Source organism: Oleiphilus sp. HI0128, from assembly GCF_001635365.1.
The window spans coordinates 1-978 of sequence record NZ_LWGG01001573.1; the positions used below are offsets into that span (position 1 = coordinate 1).

Here is a 978-nt window from a genome sequence, read left to right on the forward strand (position 1 = left end):
TATCCGTCGCGATCCTGGCTGTCAGTATCACTCTGATTGCCTCGGGCCGGGTCAAGTCAGACTTCTTCCCCCAACCTGAAAGCCATATATTACTTGGCAACGTTAAGTTTGCTTCAGGAACACCGCCTGAAAAAGTACGCGAGTTCGGCCTTCACATGGAGCAAGCCTTGCAACAAGCCGATGCAAAATTCGCCAAGGAACAACGCATGGGCGATGCTGATAGCCTGGTCGTTCATAGTGTTCTTAGGATTAACCAGGCCAGCTTCGATGGTGGCCAGAACTACTCCACGGGTGAACAATATGCTTCCGTTCACGTAGAACTTTTAACACCAGACGCTCGCGATATAAGAAACCCCGAATTTATTGAAGCCTGGAACGATTTCATCGACCAACCCGATGGCGTAGAGCAGCTGAGCATATCTAGCCCACGAGGTGGTCCACCGGGTAAAGACGTCGATATATTCCTCACTGGGCAAGCGACTTCGGTACTCAAACAAGCGGGTGAGGACCTGGCGACCAAGCTAAAAACCTATGTCGGCGTGCGTGATATCCAAGACGACCTACCCTTTGGTAAAAACCAATTTATCTACTCACTTACGCCTCTGGGAGAAGCGCTTGGCTTCACCGTCTCGGATGTTGGCAGACAATTACGAGCGGCCTTCGACGGCCAGCTTTTACAAGTATTCTATGACGAGAATGAAGAGATCGAGGTTCGGATTATTCTTCCCGATGAAGAGCGCAACTACTCTCGTATTCTCGACAACTTCCCTCTCGTTACACCCTCTGGTGATATTGCTCAGCTAAGCAATGTCGTCACCTTGACCCATAGAAAAGGCTTAGAACTGGTTAGGCATACTGAAGGTAAGCTTGGTCTGCACGTCACCGCCAGCGTTAACCCCGACTTAAATAATGCCAACCAGATAATCGCCGAGCTACAAGAAGAGTTTTTACCTAATCTGTCCATCGAGTACGGTATTA

1 protein-coding gene is annotated in these 978 nt (G+C 49.4%); it reads left to right on the top strand.

Annotated features, from left to right (window positions below; translation table 11 throughout):
* On the top strand, positions 1-978 hold a 978-nt coding region (locus A3763_RS25865; RefSeq protein WP_197483140.1), incomplete at both ends, for an efflux RND transporter permease subunit.